Annotated in this window: 13 protein-coding genes; 3 read left to right on the top strand and 10 right to left on the bottom strand. The window is 73.5% G+C overall.

The window, feature by feature from the left end:
- Window positions 1–1115 precede the first annotated feature (1115 nt).
- The 7 genes from cobT to ACZ58N_RS26545 form a co-directional block, all read right to left on the bottom strand.
- Complete coding sequence (gene cobT / locus ACZ58N_RS26575) at window positions 1116–4757, bottom strand: nicotinate-nucleotide--dimethylbenzimidazole phosphoribosyltransferase (protein WP_471164599.1); 3642 nt, start codon at window positions 4755–4757, stop codon at window positions 1116–1118.
- A 250-nt stretch (window positions 4758–5007) separates the two neighbouring features.
- Window positions 5008–6234: a precorrin-6y C5,15-methyltransferase (decarboxylating) subunit CbiE gene (cbiE, locus tag ACZ58N_RS26570; RefSeq protein WP_471164596.1), complete on the bottom strand. Its 1227-nt coding sequence runs from the start codon at window positions 6232–6234 to the stop codon at window positions 5008–5010.
- A 98-nt stretch (window positions 6235–6332) separates the two neighbouring features.
- A complete protein-coding gene (locus ACZ58N_RS26565; protein ID WP_471164594.1) occupies window positions 6333–7067 on the bottom strand; it encodes a GNAT family N-acetyltransferase in 735 nt (244 codons plus the stop codon).
- 227 nt (window positions 7068–7294) lie between these two features.
- Complete coding sequence (locus ACZ58N_RS26560; protein ID WP_471164592.1) at window positions 7295–8164, bottom strand: MetQ/NlpA family ABC transporter substrate-binding protein; 870 nt, start codon at window positions 8162–8164, stop codon at window positions 7295–7297.
- Window positions 8165–8275: 111 nt separating this feature from the next.
- The gene (locus ACZ58N_RS26555) at window positions 8276–8944 is read right to left on the bottom strand and encodes a methionine ABC transporter permease (RefSeq protein WP_471164589.1); all 669 of its coding nucleotides are present in this window, start codon (window positions 8942–8944) and stop codon (window positions 8276–8278) included.
- Window positions 8941–10005 carry a methionine ABC transporter ATP-binding protein gene (locus ACZ58N_RS26550; protein ID WP_471164759.1) on the bottom strand — a complete coding sequence of 355 codons (1065 nt, stop codon included), beginning with the start codon at window positions 10003–10005 and terminating at the stop codon, window positions 8941–8943. Before ACZ58N_RS26550 ends, ACZ58N_RS26555 begins: the two co-directional genes overlap by 4 nt.
- 389 nt (window positions 10006–10394) lie before the next feature.
- On the bottom strand, window positions 10395–11048 hold the full coding sequence (locus ACZ58N_RS26545) for an HAD-IA family hydrolase (RefSeq protein ID WP_471164586.1): 654 nt from the start codon (window positions 11046–11048) through the stop codon (window positions 10395–10397).
- A 68-nt stretch (window positions 11049–11116) separates the two neighbouring features.
- Here ACZ58N_RS26545 and ACZ58N_RS26540 point away from each other — a divergent pair, with 68 nt between their 5' ends.
- Both ACZ58N_RS26540 and ACZ58N_RS26535 read left to right on the top strand, forming a co-directional pair.
- Entirely contained in the window at window positions 11117–11485 is a 369-nt protein-coding gene (locus ACZ58N_RS26540; RefSeq protein WP_471164584.1) for a hypothetical protein, read from the top strand.
- Complete coding sequence (locus ACZ58N_RS26535) at window positions 11478–11909, top strand: hypothetical protein (RefSeq protein WP_471164582.1); 432 nt, start codon at window positions 11478–11480, stop codon at window positions 11907–11909. Before ACZ58N_RS26540 ends, ACZ58N_RS26535 begins: the two co-directional genes overlap by 8 nt.
- A 167-nt stretch (window positions 11910–12076) precedes the next feature.
- On the opposite strand, the gene ACZ58N_RS26530 is transcribed toward ACZ58N_RS26535, so the two are convergent.
- The 3 genes from ACZ58N_RS26530 to ACZ58N_RS26520 form a co-directional block, all read right to left on the bottom strand.
- Window positions 12077–12583 carry a GNAT family N-acetyltransferase gene (locus ACZ58N_RS26530; protein ID WP_389707173.1) on the bottom strand — a complete coding sequence of 169 codons (507 nt, stop codon included), beginning with the start codon at window positions 12581–12583 and terminating at the stop codon, window positions 12077–12079.
- 37 nt (window positions 12584–12620) lie between these two features.
- Window positions 12621–13154, bottom strand: a complete 534-nt coding sequence (locus ACZ58N_RS26525) for a sigma-70 family RNA polymerase sigma factor (protein ID WP_471164579.1) — start codon at window positions 13152–13154, stop codon at window positions 12621–12623.
- 174 nt (window positions 13155–13328) lie between these two features.
- Window positions 13329–14507, bottom strand: coding sequence for a glycerophosphodiester phosphodiesterase (locus ACZ58N_RS26520; RefSeq protein WP_471164577.1), 1179 nt, complete (start codon window positions 14505–14507; stop codon window positions 13329–13331).
- Window positions 14508–14806: 299 nt separating this feature from the next.
- Here ACZ58N_RS26520 and ACZ58N_RS26515 point away from each other — a divergent pair, with 299 nt between their 5' ends.
- A complete protein-coding gene (locus ACZ58N_RS26515) occupies window positions 14807–15436 on the top strand; it encodes a lysophospholipid acyltransferase family protein (protein ID WP_319192810.1) in 630 nt (209 codons plus the stop codon).
- The last annotated feature ends 7 nt before the right edge of the window (window positions 15437–15443 follow it).

Genomic DNA, 15443 nt, shown 5'->3' with positions numbered 1-15443 from the left:
GACACCGGCGGGCGGAGCCGGGAGGCGGCCGGGCCGGGGTTCCACACGGGCGTACCCGGCTGTCCATCGCGGTATGCCTCACGAGGTGCCCGGGGTACCTCGCAGAGCGGACGCCGGCGGGCGGAGCCGGGACGTGGCCGCGCCTGGTGGCCGGGCCGCGCCAGCCGGGCGGAGCCGACGCCGGCGGGCGGAGCCGGGTTCCCCGGGGGGCGGCCCGCCCGGAGTGCCTCGCGGCGTGCCCGGGGAACCGCGCCGACTGTCTGGGCCGCTCCTGCCCGGCGGAGCCGACACCGGCGGGCGGAGCCGGGTTCCCCGGGGGGCGGCCCGCCCGGAGTGCCTCGCGGCGGCCGGGCCACGCCAGCCGGGCAGAACGAACGCCGGCCGGCGATGCCGGGACGTAGCCGGTCCGGGGTTCCTCACCATGTGCCCCGGGTGTCCATCGCGGCATGCCTCACAGGGTGCCCGGGGCACCACGCAGGGCGGACGGGCCGCCCCTGCCAGGCAGAACGAACGCCGGCCGGCGATGCCGGGACGTAGCCGGTCCGGGGTTCCTCACGAGGTGCCCCGGGTGTCCACCGCAGCATGCCGCGCCAGTTGGCCGGGGAACCGCGCCAGGTGCCCGAGCCACTCCTGCCGGGCGGAGCCGACACCGGCGGGCGGAGCCTGGAGGCACCCCCGCCCGGAGTGCCTCGCGGGGGTGCCCGAGGAACCACGCAGGGCGGCCGGGCCGCGCCAGCCGGGCAGAACGGACGTCGGCCGGCGGAGCCGGGACGTGGCGGGCCGGGGTTCCTCGCGGCGTGCGCCGGTGTCCCTCGCCGGGCGAAGCCGGCGCCCGCGACGGACGGGGCCCGGAGGGCGACCCGCCCGAGATACCTCACGGGGTGCGCGGGGCACCTCGCGGGCCGGGGCCCGGAGGTGGACCGCCCGGGGGGCATCGCGAGGGCCGGGGCGTGTGCTCGCCGGGGTATCCGGCGGTCCCGTGGGTCCGACCGGGGAGGGGCGGTGTGGCGGACGGGGGGTTCGCGCGTTGTGGGGGGCGCGGGGCCGGGACGTGTTGAGCCCGGTTCCCTTGGGGGGAACCGGGCTCGGGGCTCCGGGTGGAGGGGCCCGGTGGCCTACTTCTCGGTGACGCCCGCCGAGTCGAAGGTGGCCACCTCGTGCATCGCGCGGGCCGCGCTCTGGACCAGCGGGAGGGCCAGCAGGGCACCCGTACCCTCGCCGAGGCGCAGGTCCAGGTCGACCAGCGGGCGCAGGCCGAGCTTGTTCAGGGCCGCCACGTGACCGGGCTCCGCGCTGCGGTGGCCGGCGATGCAGGCCGACAGCGACTCGGGGGCGATGGCGCGGGCCACCAGGGCGGCCGCGCCGGCGCTGACGCCGTCCAGGATCACCGGGGTGCGCAGGGAGGCACCGCCGAGGAGCAGGCCGACGATCGCCGCGTGCTCCAGGCCGCCGACGGCCGCGAGGACGCCGATCGGGTCGGCCGGGTCGGGCTGGTGGAGTTCCAGGGCCCGACGTACGACCTCGATCTTGCGGGTGTGGGTCTCGTCGTTGATGCCGGTGCCACGACCGGTGACCTCCGCCGGGTCGACGCCGGTGAACACCGAGATCAGGGCCGCGGACACGGTGGTGTTCGCGATGCCCATCTCGCCGGTCAGCAGCGCCTTGTTGCCGGCCGCGACGAGGTCCCGGGCCGTCTCGATGCCGACCTCGATGGCCGCGATCGCTTCCTCGCGGGTCATCGCGGGGCCGACGGAGAGGTCGGCCGTGCCCGGGCGGACCTTGCGAGGGAGCAGTCCGGGCGTGGCGGGCAGGTCGCCGGCCACGCCGACGTCGATGACGCAGACCTCGGCGCCGACCTGGTTGGCGAAGGCGTTGCAGACGGCTCCGCCGCCCAGGAAGTTCGCGACCATCTGGGTCGTGACCTCCTGCGGCCACGGGGTGACGCCCTGGGCGTGGACCCCGTGGTCGCCGGCGAAGATCGCGACGGCCGCGGGCTCGGGGATCGGCGGCGGGCAGACCCGGGAGAGGCCGGACAGCTGGGCGGAGATGATCTCCAGCATGCCCAGCGCCCCGGCGGGCTTGGTCATGCGCTTCTGCCGCTCCCAGGCCTCGCCGAGGGCCTTCGCGTCGAGCGGGCGGATGCCGGCGACGGTCTCGGAGAGGAGGTCGTGGGGTTCCTCGCCGGGCAGCGCGCGGCGCCCGTACGTCTCCTCGTGGACGACCCAGGCCAGCGGGCGGCGCTGGGACCAACCGGCCTGCGCCAGCTCGGGCTCCTCGGGGAACTCGTCGACGTACCCGACGCACAGGTAGGCGACGACCTCCAGGTGCTCCGGCAGGCCGAGCGCACGGACCATCTCGCGCTCGTCGAAGAAGCTGACCCAGCCGACGCCGAGGCCTTCGGCACGGGCGGCGAGCCAGAGGTTCTCGACGGCGAGCGCCGAGGAGTACGGGGCCATCTGCGGCTGCGTGTGCCGGCCGAGGGTGTGGCGGCCGCCGCGGGTGGGGTCGGCGGTGACGACGATGTTCACCGGCGTGTCGAGGATGGCCTCGATCTTGAGTTCCTTGAACTGCTTCGCCCGGCCCTTGGGCAGCGACTTGGCGTACGCCTCGCGCTGGCGCTGGGCGAGCTCGTGCATGGTCCGGCGGGTCTCGGCCGACCGGATGACGACGAAGTCCCAGGGCTGCGAGTGGCCGACGCTGGGGGCCGTGTGGGCCGCCTCCAGGACGCGCAGGAGCACCTCGTGCGGGATGGGGTCGGTACGGAAGCCCTTGCGGATGTCGCGGCGCTCACGCATGACGCGCAGGACGGCCTCGCGCTCGGCGTCGGCGTACCCGGGGGCCGCCTCTCCCACGGACGCGGCGACGGCCTCGGGGAGACCGGGTGCCTCGGGCTGCTCCACGGCCCCGGGGGCCTCGACGGCGGGCGCCGCCTCGGGGGCGGCGGCCTCGGCCGGGACGTCGGCCGGTGCGGGCACCGCCTCGGCGGGGGGCTCGACGGCGTCGGGGGCCGTCTGCTCCACGGCCTCGGCGGGCGCGGGGTGGGCGGGCGCCTCGACTGCTTCGGGGGCGGCTTCGATCGCCGCGTCGGCCGGGGCGGCAACCGCGAGGTCGGCCGGGGCGTCGGGCACCTCGGCCGGGACGGGCTCGGGCTGCGGCTCGACGGGGGCCTGAACCACCGTTTCTGCGGGGGCCGGCTCGACCTGCGCGACGGGCTCCGCGGGAACCGGCGGGGCGGCGGGGCCGTCGGGTGCGGCAGGCACCTCGGCGGGCACGGGTTCGGCGGGGACCTCGACGGCGGCCGGCGCCTCGGGGGCCGGGGCCGCATCGGGCCGGTCGACGGCCTCCGGGAGCTCCGGCGCGACCGGCTCGGACTCCGGCACGGTGACGGAAGCGGCCTCGGGTACGCCGGGGGCCTCAGGAGCGACGGCCTCGGAGGCCGCGAGGGGCTCGGGCACGGCGACGGGCTCAGCGGGCGCGACGGGCTCAGTGGCCGCGACGACCTCGGGAGCCTCCACGACCGGCTCCGGAGCGGATCCCGGCTCGGGCACCGGCACGGCGACGGGCTCGCCCTGCTCGGCCGTGGGCTCCACCGGCTGCTCCACCGGCTGCTCGGGCCGGTATTCGGCCTGCGGCTCGGGGACCACCTCGGCGGCCGGCTCGGGCGACGGGACGGCCTCGGGCGCGGGCACGACGACCGACTCCGGCGCGGCCGGTTCGGGCGCGGGCTCCTGCGTCGGCTCCCCCGCGGCGCCGGTGACGGCCGGGTCGACGCCGTCCGCGGTCGGAAGGGCGTCGGACGCGGCGGGCGCCGGATCGGCGGCGTGAGTGGGCCCGGCGGCGGGCGTGGGCTCGGCGGCGCTCTCGGCGGGTGCGAGGTCGGCGGCGGGCTCCGGCGCCCATGCGTTCCCGGCCTGCGCCGGGATCTCGCCGGACTGCTGCGGGGCGGGTCGGGCGGCGGCCTCGACGTGGGAGAAGTCCAGGTACTCGGGGCCGGTGGTCGGCGGCCCGGCGTGACGCACGGGAACGGGCTGCGGCATGCCGGCCAGGCCGGGCACGCCGGCCGCCGGCGCCGCGGCCGGGCCGCGGTCGGCGAGGGAACGGACGACTCCGCCGGTGGCCTCGGGCACCGGCGGGCCCATGTGCAGCGGGCGACGGGGCGGGGTGACCGGGGCCACGGGAGCCGCCGGCGAGGCGGGCGGGGGCGTGAGGAGGCCGCCGAGGTCGAGGGCGCCGGAGTCGCGGCCGCCGGTCTCGTGAGCGCCGGCGCTGTAGGCGGCGGGCTCGGCGTACGCGTCGGGGAACCCGGCCGGCGGGAGGGTGCCGTCGGGGAACGCGCCCTCGGCGTAGGAGCCCTCGGGGAAGCCGGTTCCCGGCTGCGCGGGGAGCGGGTATCCGGCGTCCGGGAAGCCCGCCTCGGGGAATCCGGGGTGGGTGGGCTGCTGGTAGCCGGGCGCGGGGTGCTGCGGGTACTCGGTGTACACGGGCTCGGCGGGGAGGTCGGTGGGGAAGGCAGGCACCGGCGGGACCACCTGCGGGTCGCTCCAGGCGCCCTGGCCGCTCGGCATCAGGAGCAGTTCCTCGTCCTCCGCCTCGGCCGGGTCGTCGACGAGGTCCTGGAAGGCGTAGCCCGCCGGCACCTGGGGCGGTACGGGGGGCAGCGGCGGAAGCGGCGGGACCTGAGCGGGGATGCCCTGCTGATCCACCATGCCCGCGTCGTCCGGGTGGCCCTCGCCCGGAATCCGGCCGGTGTCAGTCATGCGTACCCCTCGCCCATCGATGTTGCCTCTTCGATCGCCCGGTGGCCCACGAGGCCGCCGAGCGGAGTCGCCGTGCGGGGTTGCCGTGCGACATGCCGCCGCACCTGCGCCTTCACAACAACTCCTGAGCATTGTCGCGCTCGTCGGCCACCCTGTCGGCCATAAACCGGCGCGGTCGGCTGTGGACTGCGCCACGTCATGCGTGCCGCAGGGCGGTACGACGATCGGCCAGCCTACCCCGGGCTCCGCTCTAGCGGCTCACGGGGCGTTCGGCTGCCAGGAGGAACACGACGGAACGGTCCTGTTCCGCCCAGGTGCGGGTGTCGAGGCCGACGGACTGCAGGAGGGCGCACTCGACGACGTACCCGTGTTCGGTGAGGGTGCGGCCGATGGCCTCGGCATCGTCGCGCGTGGAGGCGTGGCTGACGATCCGTTCGGGGCGCCGGTCGGCGACCGCGGCGACGACCTCCGCTCCCCCGCCGCCGACGCGGACGACGTCGGGTTCGGGCAGGTACTCCAGTACGACGGGTGCACGGCCGGCGAGGACCTGGAGTTGGACACCGCGCTTGCGGGCGGCGGCGGTTGCCCGGTCGCAGGCGCGCGGGTCGGCGTCGACGGCGATGACGGCGGCTCCGAGGACCGCCGCGTCCACCGCGAAGGCTCCGGAGCCGGTGCCGATGTCCCAGACGAGGTCGCCGGTTCGGGGGCCGAGGCGGGCGAGTTGCGCGGCGCGCAGCTGTGTCGACTCCCCTTCGCCGAGGGTCCCGGGGCCTTCGGGGCCCTCGGGAAGGTCCTGGGGGCGTGCCCAGCCGCGGCCCGCGGCGGGGGTGCGGCCGAGGAGCCAGCCGGCTTCGGCGGGTGCGGCGGAGTGCCCGGCTCCGCCGATGACGATGACGACGTTCGGGTCGCGCCAGGTGTGATCGGCGACCTTGTCGGAGGTGAGGACGGTGACGCGCTCGCGTTCGGTGCCCAGTTCCTCGCAGATGACGAAGGTGCGGTGGACCCCGTCGAGCAGCAGGGCGAGTTCCACCGGTCCGGCGCCGGGCGAGGTGAGGACGGCCACCTTGCCGTGGGCCCGGCAGACGTTGACGGCCCGGCGCAGGGTTCGGGGGTGGGCGACGACGACCTGGGCGTCGTCCCAGGGCATGCCGGCGCGGGCGAAGGCGGCCGCGACGGCGGACACCGCGGGGACGACCTCGACCTCCAGGCCGTGCTCCGGGGCGCGCAGGGTGCGTACGACGCCGAAGAAGCCGGGGTCACCGTCGGCGAAGACCACGGCGGTGCCGCGGTGGCCGGCGATGCGGCGCGCGGCGAGGCCGAGGCTGCCGAGGCGGACGCGCTCCGCGGTGGGCGGGACCTCGGGGAGCGCGAGGTGGTGGGCGGCGCCGGCCACGAGGGTGGCGGCCGAGAGCGCGGACCTGGCGGCGGCGGTGAGCGCCGAACCGTCCCAGCCGATCACAGTGACCCGATCGGCCATCGTCGTCAGTCTCCTGTGGTGGGGGGCAGGCGAAGCTGTGTCGCGGGGTCGGGCACGGTGAGACTACCTGGTCACGGGGTGGTGCCGGTCGGCACCGGTCAGTGCCAGTCGGCGCCGACGGCGTACCCGCCGACGTCGGCCCGGCGGCCGTAGGCGTACTGGTCCTCGTCGCCGGAACGGCCGGACCGGCCGGGGTGGTCCGCGCCGCTCCCCCGGACGTCGTATCCGTCGTACCCGTCGGCGTCGTCGAAGTCGTCGAGGTCCTCGGGGACGAGGCTCCAGACGATGAGGTCGGTACGGGTCTCGACCCAACTGCCGTCGGCCGCCTGGGTGCGCACTATCCAGGCGTTGCGCAGGACGCCCTCGCTGATGCAGCCGATCTTCTGCGCTACCTGTTGGGAGGCGGTGTTGTCGGCGGCGGTGCGCAGTTCGAGGCGCTCGAACCGCCGGTCGCGGAAGAGCCATTGGGCGACGGCGAGCACGGACTCGCTGGCGTATCCCTCGCCGCGGGCCCAGGGGGCGGTGACGTAGCCGACCTCGGTGGTGCGGGTGTGCCAGTTGGTGTTCTGGAGGTGGACGATGCCGACGAGTCGCTGGGTGAGGAACTCGGTGACGGCGAAGACGATTCCCCGGCCCTCGGTGCGTTCCGCGTGGGCCTGGCGGGTGGCCCAGGCTTCGGCATCGGCGTGGGTGTAGGGGTGCGGCACCGAGGTCCAGGCGGTGATGTGTTCGTCGTTCATCATTTCGGCGAGCGCGGTGACGTCCTCTTCCTCGAAGGCCCGCAGCACCAGCCGGTCCGTGCTGATGGTGACGTCCGGGAAGGTGGTAGTCATGCGCAGCTCCATGCCTGAGAACGTGGGGCGACCGTGGTGCGGGACCGTTCATGCGGGTCGTAGGCCACAGCATGCAGCATCGACCGGGGGATGTGCAGGGTCGGGCTGCCCGGAAGCGGGCAGCCGCGGGCCCCGCGCCCATGCGTCCGGCCCCGCGCGCCCTGGTGGGTGCGCGGGGCCGGAATTCCGCCGTCGGCGGGGCGGTCCGCCCTCGGCGGGGTGGTGCGTCAGGAGGCGGCGGGTGCGCCGAAGGCCGGGGTGACCGAGCCCTGGTACTTCTCCTCGATGAACTTCTTGACCTCGTCGGAGTTCAGGAGCTTGGCGAGCTTCTGGACGCGCGGGTCGTTCTGGTTGCCGTCCTTGACCGCCAGGAAGTTGGCGTACGGGTTGCCCTCGGCCTTCTCCAGGACCAGGGCGTCCTTGGCCGGCGACAGGTTGGCCTCAAGGGCGTAGTTGCCGTTGATGATCGCGGCGTCTACGTCGTTCAGGGCGCGCGGGACCGTGGCGGCCTCCAGCTCCTTGAACTCCAGGCCCTTCTTGTCGGTGATGTCGGACAGCTTGGCGCCGGTGCCGACGCCTTCCTTGAGGGTGATCAGGTTGTTCGCGGCGAGCAGCTGGAGCGCGCGACCCTCGTTGGTGGTGTCGTTCGGGACGGCGATGGTCTGGCCGGCCTTGATGTCGGCGAGCGACTTGACCTTCTTGGAGTAGAGGCCGAGGGGCTCCAGGTGCACGTTCACGACGGGCACGATGTGCGTGCCGTTCTTCTTGTTGAAGTCGTCGAGGTACGGCTTGTGCTGGAAGTAGTTGCCGTCGACCTGGCCCTGCTCGGTGGCGGTGTTGGGCAGGACGTAGTCCGTGAACTCCTTCACCTCCAGCTTGAGGCCGTCCTTCGCCGCGAGCTTGTCCTTGACGAAGTTCAGGATGTCGGCGTGCGGGCTCGGGGAGGCCGCGATGACCAGGGCCTTGCTCTCGTCGACCTTGGCGCCGTCGGCCTTGGTGGAGGAGGACGGGTCCGAGGAGCTGCCGCAGGCGGTGAGGCCGAGGGCGAGCGCGGCGGAGGCGGCGGCGAATGCGGTGAGCTTGATGTTCTTGCGCACGAAGAGTGCCTTTCTTGCTGCGGGTACCGGGGTGCCCGCTGGGTGGTGGCCCAAGCACGACAAGTGCGGGCTCTCTGGGGAGGGGGAAATCGTTCGTGCCGCGTCGGGCGGTCAGGCCGTCCGGCCCCTGCGGGACAGGATGCGGACCACTCCGTCGCCGATCAGCTGGATCACCGTGACGAGGGCGATCAGGATGACGACGGTGGCGACCATGAAACCGGTCTCGAAGCGCTGGAAGCCGTAGGTGATGGCCTTGGATCCGAGCCCTTCGCCGCCGACGGCACCAGCCATGGCCGAGTAGCCGATCAGGGTGATCAGGGTGGTGGTGACGCCGGCGATCAGCGAGGGCAGGGCCTGCGGCAGCAGCACCTTGCCGACGAGGGTCGGGATGCCGCCGCCCATGGACTCGACGGCCTCGATCAGGCCGTGGTCCACCTCGCGGACGGCGGTCTCGACGAGCCGGGCGAAGAAGGGGATGGCTCCGATGGACAGCGGGACGATCATGGCCGTGGGGCCGATGAAGGTGCCGACGACCGCGGTGGTGAAGGGGATCACGGCGATGAGCAGGATGATGAACGGCAGCGAGCGGCCGATGTTCACGATCACGCCGAGGACCTTGTTGAGCGGCTGGTTCTGCAGGAGGCCGCCCTTGTCGGTGAGGACGAGCAGGACGCCGATGGGCAGTCCGCCGAGGACGGTCACCAGGGTGGACCACAGCACCATGTAGAGGGTGTCGTAGGTGCCCTGGGTGAGCAGGGGCTGCATCTCGGACCAGGTCACTTGGCACCATCCTCGACCAGTGCGGCCAGCTCGGAGTCGACGTCCTGCGTCGTGGGTTCGTCGTCGACGACGTCGACCTGGAGGCCCTGCTCGCGCAGGAAGCCGACGGGGACCACGTTGTCCTCGTAGCGGCCCGGGAGCTCGATGCGCATGCGGCCCACCTGCCGGCCGCCGACGGTGTCCATCGCCGCGCCGAGGATCGAGATGTCGATGTTGTAGGTCCGCGACAGCTGGGAGATGACCGGCTGGGTGGCGGCGTCGCCGTGGAAGGTGACGTCGACGACGGTGCGGTCCGGGCCGGTGGCGTTGCCGCTGACCGGGAAGAGCTCCCCGGCCAGTTCGGAGCCGGGGGTGGCCAGCAGTTCGGCGACGGTGCCGGACTCGATGATCCGGCCCCGCTTCATCAGCGCGGCGGAGTCGCAGACGGACTTGACGACGTCCATCTCGTGCGTGATGAGCAGGACGGTCAGGCCGAGCTGCTGGTTGAGGTCGCGCAGCAGCTGGAGGATCGAGCGGGTGGTCTCGGGGTCCAGGGCGCTGGTGGCCTCGTCGGAGAGCAGCACCTTGGGGTCGCCGGCCAGGGCGCGGGCGATGCCGACGCGCTGCTTCTGGCCGCCTGAGAGCTGGGCGGGGTAGGCCTTGGCCTTGTCGGCGAGGCCCACGAGGTCGAGGAGTTCGGTGGCCTTGCGGGAGCGCTCGCGGCCGGAGACCCCGAGGATCTCCAGGGGCAGCTCGACGTTGGCCTGCACGGTCCGCGACGACAGCAGGTTGAAGTGCTGGAACACCATGCCGATGCGGCTGCGGGCCTCGCGGAGGTCCTTGCCGGCGCGCCGGCCTCGACCGGCCAGCGCGGTGAGGTCGACGCCGTCGACGGTCACCGTGCCGGTGGTGGGACGCTCCAGCAGGTTCACGCAGCGGATGAGGGAGGACTTGCCGGCTCCGCTCTGGCCGATGACTCCGTACACCTCGCCCTCGCGGACGTGGAGGTCGACGCCGTCCAGGGCGGTGACCTCGCGGCCACGGGACTGGTAGACCTTCGTGAGGCCCGATGTGGTGATCACAGGAATTCCGTCGCTGTCGAGTGCGCGGCGCAGCGGGGTGCCGGGCACGGGGCAAACATCTGGGGACGCAATACGGGTCCGACCGTCACAAATGGATGACGTCGACACGTGCGCGGGGCAGGAGCGGTCCGTACGGGTCGGTCAGGTGCCGACGTGGTGGCGGAGCGGCTCGGCCGGTCTCGCTTCGGGGCGCGGGACTGCAGGAAAAGGGGCCCTCAGAAGGCGCACATTCGACACATACAACGAGCACCGGGCGTCGTGGTCGCCTCGGTCGCAAGGGTGCGGCTGCTCGTCGTGGTCATGGACCCAAGTAAAGCAGACATGACGACTCACCGATCAACACTGTCCGTATAGCGGACGGATTCTGGCCGCATTACGGACAAGCCCGGTCACCTTCCGTCGGTCGTCCCAAGCGTGACGCCGGCGTCCGTGACCAGTGCCGACACGGCCGAGAGGTCCCGCACGACCATGTCCGCGTCGAGCTCCGCGGCGGGGTGCGTTGTGGTCAAGGCCACGGTCCGCATGCCGGCCGCGCGACCGGCGGCCAGACCTGCGGGGGCGTCCTCGAAGACCACGCAGCGGGCCGGATCGACGCCCAGACGACGGGCGGCGAGCAGGAACGGCTCGGGGTCGGGCTTGCCGCGCGTGATGTCGTCGGCGGCCACCAGCTCGGGGAAGTCGATGCCCACCTCGCGGAGCCGGGCCTCGGCCAGCGGGCGGGTCGCGGAGGTGACCACGGCCCAGCGGCCCGCGGGCAGCGCGGACAGCAGTTCCTTCGTGCCCGGGAGGAGGACGACTCCGCCGGGGACGTCCGCCACCTCCAGGGCCTCGATGCGGGCGAGGGCCTCGGCCCGCACCTCCTCGGGCAGCAGCTCGGCGATGATCTCCGTCGCGGGGCGGCCGTGCAGCACGACCCGGGCGAAGGCCTCCTCGGTGATCCCGTACTCCCGGGCCCAGCGGTCCCAGCAGCGGTGGACGGAGTCCATGGACGACACGAGGGTGCCGTCGTTGTCGAACAGCAGGGCTTCGGCATGCATCTTCATGCCTTCCAGCAAAGCCCGCGCCCAGGGGTGAGCGCATCGGGTCTTTCGGCCCGTAATACCCTCGCTGCATGCTCGACGCCCTGACGGTCGCCATCGGCGCGGCCGCCCTCGCCCTCGCCGCCTGGTGCGGCCACGCCGCCTGGCGGGACCAGCCGACCAAGGACTGGCACTTCATCGGCATGGCCGTGGTGACCGTCCTGGTCCTGGCCCAGCTGGTGATCGGCCTGGTCCAGCTGGGTCGGGGCGAGAAGCCCGGCCAGGGCACGGTGATCTTCGTGGCCTACCTGTTGGGCGCCTTCGCGGCGGTCCCGGCCGCCGGAATGCTCTCGCTGACCGAGCGGACGAAGTGGGGTTCGGTGACGGTGGCCGCGGGCGCGGTCGTCCTCGCCGTCCTCGAAGTACGGCTCTACGACATCTGGGGAAGCGCCGGTGCCTGACACCAACACGACCGCGACCGAGCCCGCCGGACGGCGCCGCCTCGTCTCCGGACCGGGACTGCTGCTGGTCTGGCTGTACGGGGTGATGGTGGTCGGCGCCGTCTCGCGCTCGGCGTACCAGATGTCCACCGAGTTCGACCGGGCGCCGCTGGCGTACTCGCTGTCCGGGGCGGCCGCGCTGGCCTACGCCTTCATCACGTACTCACTGGTGCGGGGCGGGGAGAGGGCCCGCAGGGCGGCCCTGGTGTGCTGCGCCGTCGAACTCGCCGGCGTGCTGGCCGTCGGCACCTGGACCCTGGTCCGCCCGGAGGCGTTCCCCGACGCGACCGTCTGGTCGGACTTCGGCATGGGGTACCTGTTCATCCCGGTGATCCTGCCGATCACCGGAATGCTCTGGCTGCGCGCCCGGCGCGACACCGCGTAGGACGGGACCCGGGGTGGGCCGAACCCGGCGGCGTAAGGCGGAGGACGCGGCACCACGGTCCCGGCCGGCGTCCGCGGCCCGTGCCGGTACGCCGGCCCCGCCGGAAACGACGGCCAACGACACGAACGGCCCCGCGGTGCGGGGCCGTTCGCGCGAGCGGTCGGGCCCTACGCGCTGACCGCGAAGTCCGTGGCGTCCTTGGCTTCCTTCTCCAGGATCACCAGCACCACGCCGTCGGAGGCGGTGCGGTTGCCCACGGCCAGGTAGCCGGCCTTGCGGTAGAGCCGCAGGTTCGACTCGCTCTTGTGGCCCGTGTGCAGGCGGAAACGGGTCGGGGAGGTCAGGTCCGCGAGGGCCTCCTCGACGCCGCGCAGCAGACGGGCGCCGAGGCCGTGGCCCTGGAGCCGGGGGTGCACGCACAGCTTGGCGATGCTCGCCGTGCCGTCCTCGCCGACGCGACCGCGGACCGTGCCGACCACCTCGTCGCCGAGCCGGGCCACCAGGACGGTGTCCGAGGCCAGCTCCGCCTTGAGGGAGTCCAGGGACTGGGTGAGCGGCTGGATGAGGTAGTTGCCGTAGAGCTCGGCCTCCCGCTGGAACGCCAGATACTGCAGCTTGAAGATCTGCTCGGCGTCCTCGGCGGTCGCCGCCGAAATCGTCACGCTCATGCCCATGTGCGCATGCCTCCCGCTCACCTGGTGGCCCCTTGGTCTACCGCTCCTTTCCCCGCAGGCCAGGAGCCGCAACCTCTGCAGCGAGCATTCTGCGCAGACATCCCAGGCAACGGGAACGGACGGGCCCCAAACTTCCTTGTGAGATACCCAACTCTCCTGCGATTTCACGGTAGGTGAGGTCTCTTGGCGAAAGAAGTGCTCCCATGAGTTCCGGACAGCGTCCGGGCAACCGGGCGACCGCCGAGCGGAGGGCCCGGTTGTCCTCGCCGTGCAGCAGGGCGCCCTCGGGTTCCCCGCCGGCGTCGGCCGGCGATCCGCCGTACGGGACCTCGCGCCGGGCCCGGCGCCGGGCGAGCCGGGCCTCGGCCCGCACCGCCCGCCGCAACCAGCGGGCCCGGCCGGTGGGCCCGGCGGGTTCGGTCCCGCGCGGGCCGTGCTCCAGCAGCCTTACCCAGACGGCCTGTTCCAGATCGGCGGCGTCGACCCCGGCGGCCGGGGCTTCCGCGGCGGCCTCGGCGGAGAGCAGCGGGCCGAGTTCGGTCAGCAGGTCGGAGTCCTTCAGGAGGTCCATGCCGGGCGGGACGCGGGGGCCGGCCCGGACGGTTTCCCCGCCGGACCCGGCCCACCCGTACGGGGACGGGAGCTTGCCGGTTGACGCCCGCGGTGTCGGTTCCGCCCGGGCGCTCGCCGCCGCCCGGGCCCGACGGTCGGTGCCGTCCGGGCCCGGCAGTCGGTGCCGTCCGGCCTAGCGGTCGGTGCCGCGGCCGGGGCGGAAGGCCTCCGCGGCGAGCAGGCCGGTGTCGGGGTTGTCGGTGAAGATCCCGTCGATGCCCTGTTCGAAGTACTTCGCGTACGCGCCGAAGGCGTCCCCGTATTCGGCCGGATCGGTGCCCTTGCGGTACTCGGCCGGCAGGAAGCTGTTCTCGTTGCGCGCGGTGTAGGGGTGCAGCAGCAGCCCCCGTGCGTGGGCGTCCCTGACGAGGGTGGTGGGCGCGGCGAGCCTTCCGGCCGCGTCGCGCGGGATGACCAGGTCCAGGGTGGGGCCGATGCCCTGGGCGAAGCCGGAGATCCACTTGAGGCCCTCGGGCTTGACGAGGTCGGCGACGGTTCGGGGGTCCTTGGCCACCTCGAAGTCCCAGGGCCGGGTGTTCGCGGCGGAGAGCAGCACGACGCGCGGGGCGGAGACCAGCCGGGAGAGCCGCTGGATGCTGGAGGGTTCGAAGGACTGGAGGAACACGGCGGCGTCCCGGCCGTCGCGTCCGTAGCGGCGCAGGAGCCGGGCGAGGGGCTCCTCCAGGCCGAGGCCCAGGCCCCGGAAGTAGCTGGGGTGCTTGGTCTCGACGTGCAGCCAGACCTGCTTGTCGCGCCGTCGGCCCTCCCGGTTCGCCCAGCGCAGCACCTCTTCGAAGGTGGGGACGGCCCACCGGCCGTCGTAGAGGGTGTTGCGCCGGCGGACCGCGGGGATCCGTTCCTTCGCGCGGAGGGTCTTCAGCTCGGCGAGGGTGAAGTCCTCGGTGAACCAGCCGGTGACGGGGACCCCGTCGATGGACTTGGTGGTGCGCCGGGCGGCGAAGGCGGGATGGTCGGCGACGTCGGTGGTGCCGCCGATCTCGTTCTCGTGGCGGCAGACCAGGTGGCCGTCCTTGGTGGGGACGAGGTCCTGTTCGATCACGTCGGCGCCCAGGTCGAGGGCCAGCTGGTAGGAGCCCAGGGTGTGCTCGGGCCGGTAGCCGCTCGCGCCCCGGTGCCCGATCACCGTCGGGACCGGCAGATCCCGGTAGCCGCCGCCCCTGCCCTGCGCGTCGGCGGCCCGTTCGCCGCCGGCCGCGGAGGCCGTGCCCGCCCCGAGGGCGGTCATCGAGGTTCCGGCCGCCAGGACCGCCGCCCCCAGGACCGTGCGCCGCGCTGCCCCACCCTGTGTCATCCGTGCACTCCTCGGTCTGAAAGGGGCTCGCTCTCCCGGGGTTCCGGGTGTCCCGCGGCCCGAATCGGCGTGCCGATGGTAGGCAAGGGAGGGTGACGGGAACGCGGTCCACCGCGGAACATGGCGGAAACGTGCGTCAACATCACGTATCCGCCTCGTGAACCCGATGTGCGATCAGGGCTGACCCGCGAGTATCGTCCTCACCTGCACTACCGCCGTGTGGTGCGAAACCGCTTTTCGATGCCGGAGGGCTCACGTTGTTCCGTACCGCGCTCATCAAAGCCACTGTCGGACCGGTCATGCGCCTGATGTTCCGCACCCGCGTGGAGGGCATCGAGAACATTCCCGGCACCGGTGCGGTGATCCTGGCGGGCAACCACCTCACCTTCATCGACTCGATGATCCTCCCGCTGGTCTGCGACCGTACGGTCCACTTCATCGGCAAGGACGAGTACGTGACGGGCAAGGGCCTCAAGGGCCGGCTGATGGCGTGGTTCTTCACCGGCGCCGGCATGATCCCCGTCGACCGTGACGGTGCGAACGGCGGGGTCGCGGCCCTGATGACCGGTCGACGCATCCTCGACGAGGGCAAGATCTTCGGCATCTACCCCGAGGGCACCCGCTCCCCCGACGGCCGCCTGTACCGGGGCCGCACCGGCATCGCCCGCCTGACCCTGATGACCGGCGCGCCCGTCGTCCCCTTCGCGATGATCGGCACCGACAAGCTCCAGCCCGGCGGCGCGGGCATGCCCCGCCCGGGCCGGGTCACCGTCCGCTTCGGCGAGCCGATGGAGTTCTCCCGCTACGAGGGCATGGACCGCGACCGCTACGTGCTGCGCGCCGTCACGGACTCGGTGATGGCCGAGGTCATGCGCCTGTCGGGTCAGGAGTACGTGGACATGTACGCCACCAAGGCGAAGGCCGCCTGACGCCCGT

The sequence above is a fragment of the Streptomyces sp. NPDC040432 genome (assembly GCF_055595445.1).
Note: the sequence above shows the minus strand (reverse complement) of the source record. Positions and strands in the feature narration are given on the sequence as shown.

What these genes read in the sequence shown, in the direction of transcription:
- ACZ58N_RS26525 (WP_471164579.1), bottom strand. Translation starts at nt 13,154, where the DNA reads ATGGACCTCCTGAAGGACTCCGACCTGCTGACCGAACTCGGCCCGCTG.
- cobT (WP_471164599.1), bottom strand. Translation starts at nt 4,757, where the DNA reads ATGACTGACACCGGCCGGATTCCGGGCGAGGGCCACCCGGACGACGCG.
- ACZ58N_RS26530 (WP_389707173.1), bottom strand. Translation starts at nt 12,583, where the DNA reads ATGGGCATGAGCGTGACGATTTCGGCGGCGACCGCCGAGGACGCCGAG.
- ACZ58N_RS26540 (WP_471164584.1), top strand. Translation starts at nt 11,117, where the DNA reads ATGCTCGACGCCCTGACGGTCGCCATCGGCGCGGCCGCCCTCGCCCTC.
- ACZ58N_RS26520 (WP_471164577.1), bottom strand. Translation starts at nt 14,507, where the DNA reads ATGACACAGGGTGGGGCAGCGCGGCGCACGGTCCTGGGGGCGGCGGTC.
- ACZ58N_RS26545 (WP_471164586.1), bottom strand. Translation starts at nt 11,048, where the DNA reads ATGAAGATGCATGCCGAAGCCCTGCTGTTCGACAACGACGGCACCCTC.
- ACZ58N_RS26515 (WP_319192810.1), top strand. Translation starts at nt 14,807, where the DNA reads ATGCGCCTGATGTTCCGCACCCGCGTGGAGGGCATCGAGAACATTCCC.
- cbiE (WP_471164596.1), bottom strand. Translation starts at nt 6,234, where the DNA reads ATGGCCGATCGGGTCACTGTGATCGGCTGGGACGGTTCGGCGCTCACC.
- ACZ58N_RS26565 (WP_471164594.1), bottom strand. Translation starts at nt 7,067, where the DNA reads ATGACTACCACCTTCCCGGACGTCACCATCAGCACGGACCGGCTGGTG.